This window comes from Leptolyngbya cf. ectocarpi LEGE 11479, assembly GCF_015207065.1.
Lineage (GTDB): Bacteria > Cyanobacteriota > Cyanobacteriia > Phormidesmidales > Phormidesmidaceae > Leptothoe > Leptothoe ectocarpi.
On record NZ_JADEXP010000274.1, the window covers coordinates 1 to 8,885 of the forward strand.

General features: G+C 49.5%; 9 protein-coding genes. 4 read left to right on the top strand and 5 right to left on the bottom strand.

Features of this window, described 5'->3' with window-relative positions; all coding sequences use genetic code 11:
* Positions 1 to 219: 219 nt before the first annotated feature.
* On the bottom strand, positions 220 to 588 hold the full coding sequence (locus IQ260_RS22575; protein ID WP_322745022.1) for a VOC family protein: 369 nt from the start codon (positions 586 to 588) through the stop codon (positions 220 to 222).
* A gap of 220 nt (positions 589 to 808) precedes the next feature.
* Between IQ260_RS22575 and IQ260_RS22580 the strand changes: the two genes are divergently transcribed.
* From IQ260_RS22580 to IQ260_RS22590, 3 genes are all read left to right on the top strand, one after another.
* On the top strand, positions 809 to 1,735 hold the full coding sequence (locus tag IQ260_RS22580) for a response regulator (RefSeq protein ID WP_193995344.1): 927 nt from the start codon (positions 809 to 811) through the stop codon (positions 1,733 to 1,735).
* 145 nt (positions 1,736 to 1,880) lie between these two features.
* The gene (gene ubiE, locus IQ260_RS22585) at positions 1,881 to 2,600 is read left to right on the top strand and encodes a bifunctional demethylmenaquinone methyltransferase/2-methoxy-6-polyprenyl-1,4-benzoquinol methylase UbiE (RefSeq protein WP_193995345.1); all 720 of its coding nucleotides are present in this window, start codon (positions 1,881 to 1,883) and stop codon (positions 2,598 to 2,600) included.
* Complete coding sequence (locus tag IQ260_RS22590) at positions 2,597 to 3,826, top strand: DUF445 domain-containing protein (RefSeq protein WP_193995346.1); 1,230 nt, start codon at positions 2,597 to 2,599, stop codon at positions 3,824 to 3,826. The genes ubiE and IQ260_RS22590 overlap by 4 nt, the downstream gene beginning before the upstream one ends.
* 69 nt (positions 3,827 to 3,895) lie before the next feature.
* Here the strand turns inward: IQ260_RS22590 and pstB are convergent, their stop codons facing one another.
* The 4 genes from pstB to IQ260_RS22610 form a co-directional block, all read right to left on the bottom strand.
* Entirely contained in the window at positions 3,896 to 4,693 is a 798-nt protein-coding gene (gene pstB / locus IQ260_RS22595; RefSeq protein WP_193995347.1) for a phosphate ABC transporter ATP-binding protein PstB, read from the bottom strand.
* 49 nt (positions 4,694 to 4,742) lie between these two features.
* The gene (gene pstA, locus IQ260_RS22600; protein ID WP_193995348.1) at positions 4,743 to 5,651 is read right to left on the bottom strand and encodes a phosphate ABC transporter permease PstA; all 909 of its coding nucleotides are present in this window, start codon (positions 5,649 to 5,651) and stop codon (positions 4,743 to 4,745) included.
* Between the two features lie 76 nt (positions 5,652 to 5,727).
* Positions 5,728 to 6,711, bottom strand: coding sequence for a phosphate ABC transporter permease subunit PstC (pstC, locus tag IQ260_RS22605; RefSeq protein WP_193995349.1), 984 nt, complete (start codon positions 6,709 to 6,711; stop codon positions 5,728 to 5,730).
* A gap of 152 nt (positions 6,712 to 6,863) precedes the next feature.
* Positions 6,864 to 7,886 carry a PstS family phosphate ABC transporter substrate-binding protein gene (locus IQ260_RS22610; protein WP_193995350.1) on the bottom strand — a complete coding sequence of 341 codons (1,023 nt, stop codon included), beginning with the start codon at positions 7,884 to 7,886 and terminating at the stop codon, positions 6,864 to 6,866.
* A gap of 393 nt (positions 7,887 to 8,279) precedes the next feature.
* Here IQ260_RS22610 and IQ260_RS22615 point away from each other — a divergent pair, with 393 nt between their 5' ends.
* Entirely contained in the window at positions 8,280 to 8,693 is a 414-nt protein-coding gene (locus IQ260_RS22615) for a thiol-disulfide oxidoreductase DCC family protein (RefSeq protein ID WP_193995351.1), read from the top strand.
* Positions 8,694 to 8,885: the final 192 nt, after the last annotated feature.

The window sequence follows — 8,885 nt, forward strand, 5'->3', positions numbered from 1 at the left end:
GTACAGAGGCGGATTACCAAAGCCGAAAAGTAGTCGTAACGCCAGCTCTGCTAATAAAACCCCTGTTAGGACAATAAGCAATCCTAAAATAATAATCTTCACGGATAGTCCCCGCTAAGAAAAAATTACCAGTCATAAAAATAAATCCTGCCTCTACCATTCCCCTGTTGAGACGTTCTGTAGAACGTCTCAACAAGGCTCCTCAAGGAAAATTCATGCTTAAAGCTGGCTTAATTCGATCACATGGCCGTCTGGATCATGGGTAAAGATAGCTGAGCGCCCCGACGCACTGGGCTGGATAGGTGCATTGGCTGCGGTCAATCGCTGTTTGGCCATTTCTAGGTCTGCGATCGCAAAGGCCAAATGGGCCTGACGTCCCCACTTTTCGGTTGGCACTGGCTGTACATAGTCGTAGTTAGCTACAATCAGGTGAATCTGGAAGCCATCTAGCTCATACCAAGCACCAGGAAACTTTAGGACTCGCTGCACCTTTGTCAGGCCAAGGACATTACCATAGAAGTATTCAGCCGCTGCCAAGTCTGAAACATTGATGGCGGCATGTAATAGTGTCTGTAACATTCCTTTCATCTCTGATGCAGCCTTTGTATTGTATCCAGATTGTATCTAGCCCCCGCTCCATGATGCCGATCTTTCGAAGGCGTATCCGCAAAAACCCAGGGCCGTTACTCCCCGATTAACCTGGGTTTACTAAGAACACCCGCCCAGGACTCGCTGAATGCGACTCCACGGGGATGGCTCGAAAGAGCACCTGCCTTATATGAATTCCCATGTGTATTCCTATGAATCTATGAATACCATCAGTCCCTTAAACGCCGTTCAAGTCTGTACCAAGCGCAAACCTCGGCTGCTCGTTGTGGATGATGAACCGGACAACTTAGATTTGCTCTATCGCACCTTTCGCCGCGAGTATCAGGTGCTGAGGGCAGAAAGCGGCAGAAAAGCGCTGGAAGTATTGGAAGATGACGGTGAAGTGGCCGTCATTATCTCTGATCAGCGTATGCCCGAAATGACGGGCACCGAATTTTTGAGTAAAACAGTCCCTGACTTCCCAGATACGGTGCGGATCATTCTCACAGGGTTTACAGACGTGGAAGACCTGGTGCAAGCCATCAACAATGGCCAAGTCTATCGCTATATCACGAAGCCTTGGGAGCCGGATACCCTCAGACAGCTGGTTAAACAGGCCACCCAGACCTATGGGCTGCTCAAGCAAAGCAACCATGCCCTCTACATTGCTGAGTGCCAGAACCAGCTGATGAGCCGTGTGGCGGAGCTAAGTCACGTCACCCTGAGCCCACAGGACGCCCTTCAGTTTATTGCGGACGGCTGGGGCCAAACTCTATCGGCTAAGCTATGCGCCATCAAATGTTTAGAAGAGACTTCAGACATAACGGCGGTCTTTGGTAACCTCTGCGGTCGCAGTCTGGACCATAATCCACTGGTGCAACATGCGATCGCAACCCGCATGATTCAAACCATCCCTGATACCCTCCACCCCAACTTCACTGAGCCTCACCAAAGTCTGCAGGATGACCTCTATACAGCCACGGATACCCAGGCCCATTTGGTTGCACCTGTCCTATTCCACGATCGGCTACTGGCGGTCGTGTCTCTCCACTGGTCCCAAAGCTATCGCACTCTGGATGATGTGAGTAGCATCCTCACCATTGCCATCGATCAAATGGCCCAGGCCTTAATCGCCCTCCGTTGTTAATAGATTCCTAAGATTCCTGAAAGGGTATTAAAAACGGCAGAAATCTCAAGCTGACTAAGGACGAGCAGCAGTATGATAAGAGTCGGCTTTCGTTCGTCCTGTGGCGTAGACAGCTGAACGAAATCCTGTCCTGACGAAAAGACGAATGGCTCAGTCCCCCCACGACGCCAAGCCCAATGCCAACGATATTCGCGATTTATTTGACCGCATTGCCCCGGTCTACGACGAGTTAAATCAATCCCTGAGCTTTGGGTTACACAGAATTTGGAAACAAATGGCTGTGGATTGGAGTGGCGCCCAGCCAGGGATGAATGTACTGGATGTCTGCTGCGGCAGCGGTGATTTAGCCCTGTTGCTGGCGCGGCAGGTGGGCTCCCAGGGCCAGGTAACCGGAGCAGATTTTGCGGTAGCGCAGCTTGCGATCGCAGCCCAACGCGCCGCCGACAAAGGGTATAGCCAACGCACGCAATGGGTCGAAGCCGATGCCCTCAGCCTGCCCTTTAAATCCGATTGCTATGATGCGCTCACCATGGGCTACGGCTTACGCAACCTGACTGATATTCCCCAGGGTCTACGAGAACTCCATCGCGTCTTAAAACCAGGTGCCAAAGCAGCAGTTCTAGACTTTCATCAGCCTAGCTCTGAGTTAGCCAAGCGGTTTCAGCAGTGGTATCTGGACACAATTGTTGTACCGGCGGCAGAACGCTGCGGTCTTACAGAAGAATATGCCTACATCGGTCCGAGTGTCGATCGATTTCCCAGCGGTCATGAGCAACGGCACCTGGCCCAGGCAGCAGGCTTTAGCAAGGCCATTCATTATCCCTTAGCAGGCGGGATGATGGGTGTGCTTGTGGCTCAGAAATGACTGTGACTACACCGATTCTACTGATCGTGCCACCGATTGCCGGTGGCATTATTGGGTATTTCACCAATGATTTAGCCATCAAAATGCTGTTTCGGCCCTATCGGCCCCTTTACTTATTTGGACAGCAGCTGCCGTTTACGCCAGGGTTGATTCCCAGTAATCAAAGTCGTCTAGCCAAACGCATTGCCGATACCATCATGGGCTCGCTGCTCACCCCAGAAGAGCTACAGCGTCTGGCCAAGCGACTGCTTCAAACCGAGCGGATGCAGGCAGCCATCCGCTGGCTTTTGGATCTAGCTCTCACTCAAACTCGAACTACCAACCAGGACAAAACCGCTCTGATTCTTGGCAATATCCTCCAGGATATGCTGGGACAGTCTTTGCCTAAAATGCTAAAGGTCTGGGCCAGAGACGAAAATTTTCTCGCTGACCAAATTGACCATATTTTTGATCAAGTGCTGCTGGAATTTCGGCTGAATGAAAACCAGGCCAGTCAAATCGCTAAATGGGTACGCCAGGGTATTTTGCCTCCCGACCGGCTGCGACGGCTAATCATTGATTTTCTCACCGACCGCAATATTAAAGTCATCGACGAAACCCTGCGGGAAAAAACCAGCGGCACCTACTGGGTCGTCGCTAATATTTTTGGTGTCCGTAACGCCCTGACCAGACTACGCACCTACTGTTTAGATGAACCGACCAAGTGTAACAACCGCATTGGTGAGCTGATTACGGCCCTGCGAGTGGAAAATCGATTTCAAGAGTGGCTGCAAAATTTCTCACTCCAGGAGTTTCCGATCTCTACAGTTCAGCAGCTGCGAATGACGCTACGCCAAACCATTCGCTCCTATTTACAGACGGATGGTGTTCCCCTGCTTAAAGGTCTGAGTGACTCCATTGACTGGCATAAGCTGGCCCAGCGGTTACTCAAACGATTACAAAAGTCATCCGTTGTCGTTGACTCCTTAGATACCGCCAGCCATGAACTAGCCCTGGTTTTAGAACGCTACCTGGAAGAAGATTTAGAAGATATCGTCGCCAAGGCGATTCCTATTTTGGATATTGACCAGGTGATTGTGGAACGGGTGAATGCCACATCGCCGCGCAATCTAGAAATGGCCATTCAGGGCATCGTTCGCAGCGAGCTACAGGCCATCGTTAACCTGGGGGGCATCCTGGGGTTTACCATCGGTCTGATGCAAACGGGTCTTTTGTTTTTCCAGTAGGGGCGTTCCATGGAACGCCCCTACTGGAAAAATTTGTTCTGGAAAATTTCGTTATTGATAACGGGTCCATTAACCAAAGCGGCCAGAAACATAATCACGCGTATATTCTTCGCGGGGGTTGCTAAAGATAATCTGGGTGTCGTCATATTCCACTAGATAGCCCATCTTGCCGCCCGCTTCTGTGGCCTGGGCGTTAAAGAAGGCAGTCTTGTCGGACACGCGAGATGCCTGCTGCATATTGTGGGTAACAATCACAATGGTGTAGCGCGTCTTCAGGTCGTGCATGAGTTCTTCCACTTTTAGGGTGGAAATGGGGTCCAATGCGGAGCAGGGCTCGTCCATTAGAATTACTTCGGGCTCAATTGCGATCGCACGGGCAATACACAAACGCTGCTGCTGCCCCCCCGATAGACCCAGACCACTTTCCTTGAGCTTATCCTTCACCTCGTCCCAGAGAGCCGCCCCCTTTAAGGAACGCTCCACTAGCTCATCCATATCCCCCTGATAGCCATTAATCCGGGCACCAAACGCAATATTTTCGTAAATAGATTTTGGAAACGGGTTGGGCTTCTGAAAAACCATACCCACACGACGACGCAGCTCTACTGGGTCAAACCGACTAATATCTTCGCCATTGAACGAAATATTCCCTGTAACGCGAGCAATGGGAATCAGATCGTTCATCCGATTAAAACAGCGCAGAACCGTACTTTTACCGCATCCAGACGGACCAATAAAAGCAACAATTTGATTTCGAGGGACCTCTAAAAAAACGTCTTTAACCGCTAAGTTAGAGCCGTAGTAAACCGAAATCTTCTCAGCCTTAAGGGCTGTATCGGTCATAGTCTTGGGGCGTGTGTCTTGCATAATTTAGATTCCTGCTAGTACCCAATATCAAAAAGAATGGCTGTAATAATTACCGCGTCTGTTGAAAACGATTGCGCAGATAAATGGCGATCGTATTCATCAGCAACAGCATGATCATCAGCACAATAATTCCCGAGGCTGCAATCTGGTGAAACTCTTCTTGAGGACGTCCAACCCAGTTGTAAATTTGAATTGGCATGGCCGTAAACGCACTTTGTAAACTGTCGGGTGTGGAGCGAATAAACGCAACTGCACCGATTGCAAGCAGTGGAGCCGTCTCTCCAATCGCACGGGACAGCGCTAAAATCACCCCGGTCAAAACCCCCGGCATGGCGCTGGGTAAAACATGATGCCAAACAACTTGCCACTGGTTTGCCCCTAGGGCAAATCCTGCCAGTCGCATACTGTTCGGCACCGCTCTCAGCGCTTCTCGCGTGGCCACAATAATCACGGGCAAAATTAAGAGCGCCAGCGTCAGCCCACCGGAGAGCACACTGCGTCCCCCGGTTAACGGTTCAAAAATTCGGACAAAAACCGCCAGCCCCAGCAGACCGTAAATAATAGACGGCACCCCCGCCAGGTTACCAATATTGATTTCCACCAGGCGTGTAAACCAGTTATCAGTGGCAAACTCTTCTAAATAAATAGCGGCCCCCACACCGATAGGGAACGAGGCCACCGCCACAATCATCATCACCCACAAGGTGCCAAAGAAAGCCGCCTTAATACCGGCATTTTCAGCCTTTCGTGATGGGAAAGAACTTAGAAAGTTAAAATTTAGAGTTCCTAAACCATCCATCAAAATTGTGAGCAGCAGCCAGGCCAGGACCACAACAGATACAATAGTAGCCGTCCAGGCCGCCGCCGCAAATATCTTATCTAGGTTATAACGCCCCGACAAATCCTGTTTAAAGTTGCCGGTCGTCCCTCCTTTTTTTTGAACTTCTTGAGCCGTCATGTCGCTATCTTCCTACTCCGGAGAATTTTTCTTTGATGACCAAACAGCTGAGTTTGAGAAAACACTGCAAACGATATTAGTCGTACTTCTGACGAAAACGTCGCACGAACCAGAAGCTAAAGACATTCAGCGCTAAGGTAATCAAAAACAGGGTCATGCCAACTGCGTAGAGAGTCTCGTAGGCAATGGTGCCATGGGGAGCGTCGCCCTTAGTCACCTGGACAATATACGCGGTCATGGTCATCACCGGCACAAAGGGATTAAAGCCCAGAGTAGGATTAGACCCAGCTGCCAACGTCACAATCATGGTCTCTCCGATGGCTCGAGACGTGGCCAAAATCAGCGATGAAACAATTCCCGATAGAGCTGCTGGCAGCACAACAGACCAAACCGTCTCTCGCCTAGTAGCCCCTAACGCATAGGAACCATCCCGCAGGGACTGGGGCACAGAATAGATCGCATCCTCACTCAGGGACGCCACCATTGGCGTAATCATAATCCCGAGAACGACACCCGCACTTAAGCTATTGAACCCTTCCACAGGTGACAGGAACGTCTGCAAAAATGGTGTTACGGTCAGCAGCGCAAAATAACCGTAAACAACCGTTGGCACCCCCGCTAAAATCTCTAAAACAGGCTTGAGGATACGGCGTAGCTTCGGACTCGCATACTCACTCAGACAAATCGCCGCCAGCAGTCCCAAGGGCAGCGCTACCAGAATGGAAATAAAGGTGATCATTAGCGTGGCGCTAATCAACACAAAAATTCCGAACTGCTTACTGGCAAATAACGGTGTCCAGCGACCAGCCGTTAAAAAATGAATAAACCCTTGCACATAGGAAACACTCTCCCCGTCCTTTGACAGCTCTTGGGGCAAGTCTCCAAAAAAAGAAAAGGTTTCAAAAATCAGCGTTCCGATAATACCGATGGTGGTCAGAATCGAAATTGCTGCAAATGCCCCACAGATAATCTTGACGATCAACTGAATCATCTGAGCGCGACCACGGTTAGGTCGCCAAGTACCTGGAGCAATATCTGTCATGGGAAGATCAGCTGTCATGCAAAAATCCTCAGCGCGGTTCAACTGCCATATATCAAAAAAGAGATTTGAGACAATGCTGCTAAATCATCTTCGAAAAAGAACTGGGGGAAGAGAACTCCCCCCAGCGATCATTGCCCAATCAGACGGAGACCCTGATTAGGAGCAAACTATTAGAGATCTTTAGGATCGGACCCTAGCTTACCCTCATCAACCCGAGCCTTAGCATTGGCTAGGATGTCGTCAGGCAGAGCGACGTAACCCGATTCAGCAATCAGAATGCCGTTAGCAGGGTCAAGCATAAAGTCAACAAATCCCTTAACTTCAGGCTTGGTATCGTAGGCTTCCTTCTTCACATAGAAGAACAAAGGGCGAGACATAGGATTGTAGGAGCCGTCAGCAATAGTCTCCGTAGAAGGCCCAACACAATCGCCAGCTTCGTTTTCGATCTCAATCGCCTTCAAAGAATCAGAGTTCTCTTCAAAGTAGGCGTAACCAAAGTAACCCAGAGCACCCCCATCACCAGTCACACCGTTCACGATCACGTTGTCGTCTTCACTGGCCGTGTAGTCACCACGACTGGCACCTTCTTCACCATTGACTTCGTCGGTGAAGTAGTCAAACGTACCCGAGTCAGTACCAGGGCCATATAGACCTAGCGACTGGTCGGGGAAAGATGCATCTACCTGATTCCAGTTATCAACCTGGCCCTCAGCCTCAGGAGCCCACATGGTATTGAGCTGCTCAACGGTTAGACACTGAGCCCAGTCATTGGCTTGGTTGGTCACAACGGTCAGACCGTCAAAGGCAACCGGCACTTCGATAAACTCGATACCGGCTTCTTCACAGGCGGCTATTTCCTCGTCCTTAATGGGACGAGAGGCGTTAGAAACATCAGTTTCACCGGCACAAAACTTCTTGAAGCCGCCACCAGAGCCCGATACACCAACAGTCAGAGCGACATCAGGATTAGCCGTGAGGAATTCTTCACTCATAGCTTCTGCGATGGGATAGACGGTACTAGAACCGTCAATGAGAATTTCGCCAGCTAGACCCGCTCCGGCATCACTACCACCATCAGCAGGGGCTTCAGTGGTTGTGGTTGTGGTGCCACCGCCGCAAGCAGCTAGGCTAGTCAATAGAGCCAGCAGAGATGCTGAGTATGCGTAGCGCATTTTTCGTGCTTTGAATTCCATGATTGCTTAGACTTAACTCCTCACCAGAAATGCTTAAAGACATTCTTGGTGAAAACTACCGAGTCAAGGTAAAGGCAAGGTTAAGAAAATTATGAAAAATGAAATTAAAGTAACATGCTTTACTCAGTGATTTTGTGCTTTCAACAACCTTCTTAATGTATTACAGACTACATTGATGCTGGCTCCAACCCTCCCTAGGTCTAATTTTTGATATGACCTGGAGCATAAATTTATGCGGTATGTATGCGGTATATATGCGGTTTGAATAGGGTTGAATCTATCGAAAACTATGGATAAATCTAATTTTATTTTCTAGGATATTAATGGCCTCTGGGACCTCCAGTCGCTGTTATCTTGATGGTTTTTATTGTGGAGCTGATCTTCTAGCTGGCTATGCACTACGTGATCTACGATGGCGACTGCAATCTTTGCAGCAACTTAGTCCAATGCTTAGAGTATCTGGACCGGGGCCAGCTATTCCGCTATGTCCCGATGCAAGATACTGAGACATTGCAGCAATTTGAGGTCACTGCAATTGATTGCGAGTTAGGCATGTTGCTGATTGATGCTGATTATCCTGAACAGCGCTGGCAGGGCAGTGATGCCGCTGAAGAAATTGGGGCGTTGTTGCCAGCAGGCGCACTGTTTGTGGCTGCCTATCGTAGTTTGCCAGGATTAAAACGCGGTGGTGATGGGGTATATAGGTTTATTAGAGATAACCGATATCGTTTGTTTGGACGACGTGCATCCACCTATGAGTCAGAGTACCGCGTCTGTAAGTCGGACCGATGTGATCAATATTTTTAGGGCGGCTTTGATACAAGCGCCTTTGCCGCAGATAATTTTCGCGGATAAGTCTTCGCAGACTATTAAGAGGATGTATGAAAAGGGTTCCAAGGGGTAAAAAAGCTCACACAGTGTAGGCTGAAGTTTACATAAATCTCTAGCCCTGCGTGAGCCATGCCTAAAGCCTACACTAGCAGTCTCAGTCGTGCCCAA